This window comes from Frankia sp. AgB32 (assembly GCF_023243045.1).
Classification (GTDB): domain Bacteria; phylum Actinomycetota; class Actinomycetes; order Frankiales; family Frankiaceae; genus Frankia.
On record NZ_JALKFX010000147.1, the window covers coordinates 1 to 2,547 of the forward strand.

A 2,547-nucleotide genomic window follows, 5' to 3' on the forward strand; every position below is an offset into this window, starting at 1 on the left:
TGGTGCCCCTCTTATCCGCGTTCCGTCCGAATCCCATCAGCATTCCCCGGTCTACGTCCGGCGCGGTTGCCGGCACGCACCCGGAGGGTAACCTCGGCATGCACGGAAGGGGAGCAAACAGGTCGGATGCGTAACCATCAGGGGTGTGCGTCTGGTCGAACGCATGTGCCGTCCGGCGGTGTACGGTGCTCTCAGCAAGACGGGCCCGCCCGGGGGTGCAACCCCGGAACGGACCCTTGGCCCGAACGCCTGCCAATACAGGAGTCCGAACCCGTGTCCAGCATGCCACGGGGCGCTCTCAGCGTCCTCTACTCCCATGCCCGCGCCGTCGCGTTGACGTCCGCGCCCGGCGTGTCCGCCCGCACCTGCCGCAGCGTCCTGATCGCCTTGGTGGCGTTCTGCGACCGTGACACCTGGGCCGGCGCCTGGCCCGCCGTCGCCACCCTCGCCGAACGCGCCGAGATCTCCCCCCGTACCGCCCGTCGCGCGCTGCGCGTTCTGGAGACCGCCGGGATCATCGCCACCGAGATCGGCGGGGGCAGAAAGTCCAGCCGGTACCGCATCGTCCCCCCGTCGACGGAGCCGTCACCGGTGTCCGGGCAGACCGGACAGGACGGCCTACGATCCCCGGTGTCTATCCCGCTTCCTCCCTTCGGTCGGAAGCGGCGCCCCGCCGCCGCAGCATCGAACTCGAACCCGAAAAGAATCAAGCAGCTACCGGAGGACCTGCGCCCGCTGGCAGACGCGCTGACCGCCCGGAACCTGCGCGCCGCGTTCTCGCTGACCGCCGGGCAGCTGGCCGAGGTCCGCCAAGCTCTCGCCGAGCACGGGATCCCAGCCCTGGTCCGCGCCGCCTACGCCGCCCACAAGGCGGCGGATCCAGCGCGCTGGTGGTCGGCATGGCTCGGCCTCTGGTCCGGGCTGACCGCACCGTCACGACCCACGGCGCCCACCGGCCCCTCGCCGGATAGTTCACCGAGGCCGGACCGGAACCCGGAGCGGACCACCGCTGGCGCTGCCGCCGTCCGAGCAGCCCTCGCCGCTGTCCGGCGACCCTGAACCCCAGGTCAGACGGCGGCGAGACGCTGGCCGAACTCCACTACCAGCGGCTCCTGCGACCACGGGGCGAGCTGCTGGTGCAGCTTCTGGACCCGAGCCCGCACAGTGGCGTTGGGTACGACCGCGACCGCGGCGAGCGCGGTGATGCCCTCCTGGGCCGCGGTCTCCGGGTCCGGGCGCTCGCCGTCGAGGTGTCCCCGGCCAACGAGGATGTGCGCGATGGCCACACCCACCACGTCATGCACCGCGGTCTCGGCCGCCAACCCGCCATGGCGGATCGCCGTCCGACCCTCCCCTGGGGTGTGGGCCGCCCACTCGGCGATCCCGAGGTGCTCCTCGGCGTCGTCCCATACCCCGCGAGCCACAGCCGCCGCCTTGTTCCGCGTCATGGTCTCTATGGCCTCGGCGGCGCGCCCCCGGTAGCCGGCGGCAGCATTGGCCCGGGCCGCGTAGCCAGCGAACCGGGCGCGCTGGTGCGACTCGCCGACGGACAACGCCCGGTCAGCGGTCTCCGCGGCGAGCCCCCACTGGTTTGCACCGAACGCGATACAGGAGTGCAAGCCGGCAACCCTGGCGATGAGCGCCGGCTCTTGGACGTCGTCGGCATGTTCCTCGGCCAGGCCGATGAACTCGCGGGCGAGCCGGTCCTCGCCACCGTAGCGACAGACGGTGGACAGGCCGGCCGCGAGCTGGCCGGCCAGCAGGGTCAGGCGGCGGACGTACCGCGCTTTGAGGCGGGTACCGAGCATCTCCTCGACGTCGCGGTACGCCGCGAACGCTGGCGCGATGAGTTCCGCCGGGTGCACGGCCCACATATCCCGGTCCAGCGTGGCGAGCGCGTCGTCGGCGGAGGCCACCTTCGAGATGTTCGGCTTGGCGTTGGACAGTTGTTCGGTTACGCCACTGGTGACGGCGAGGACGGATGCGGCTGTGAGGCCGCCCGCTTCGAAGAGCTCGCGCCGATTCGTTGGACCCACCTCCCCTTCCAGATCCACTGTCCGCCATGGCATGTCCGGTCGTCCACCGCCGTAGAGCTTGATCTCTATTCCGGTGTGCTCCATCACGGCGTCCTGCCACAGCCGGTACAACACGCCGTCGGCGCCGAGGGCCTCGTCCAGGGCTGCGATCATGTCGCGGGCCGGTAGGGCGTGCGGCTTGCCGTGCTGCTCGCACCGGAGAGCCGCGCCGACCGTGTTGCGGTCCGCGCGGACCGCCTTCCCCAGGGTCGTGTTGTTCGCGCCCAGTCGCATGACCAGCTCCCGCGCGTAGGCCACATACCGCTGACGCGCCGACCGGATGTCAGGACCAGTGTGCACGGCGGGCTCCCCTCCTACCGTCGTCCCGCGCGGTAACGATCGTTACCGCGCGGGGTAACTGTTCGCGGTCTGTGCGGGATCTGGTGCGCAGGGTCTCATATCCCTACCGGCAGATCAGCCGGCTGACACGGACCCGGAGGGAGACACCGCATGCAACCCGGTTTCCCCCGCC

General features: G+C 71.0%; 2 protein-coding genes. One reads left to right on the plus strand and one right to left on the minus strand.

Annotation, left to right across the window (positions count from 1 at the left end; genetic code table 11):
* Positions 1 to 282: 282 nt before the first annotated feature.
* On the plus strand, positions 283 to 1,059 hold the full coding sequence (locus tag MXD60_RS26120) for a helix-turn-helix domain-containing protein (protein WP_248822354.1): 777 nt from the start codon (positions 283 to 285) through the stop codon (positions 1,057 to 1,059).
* A gap of 8 nt (positions 1,060 to 1,067) precedes the next feature.
* On the opposite strand, the gene MXD60_RS26125 is transcribed toward MXD60_RS26120, so the two are convergent.
* A complete protein-coding gene (locus tag MXD60_RS26125; RefSeq protein WP_248822352.1) occupies positions 1,068 to 2,375 on the minus strand; it encodes a hypothetical protein in 1,308 nt (435 codons plus the stop codon).
* Positions 2,376 to 2,547 lie beyond the last annotated feature (172 nt).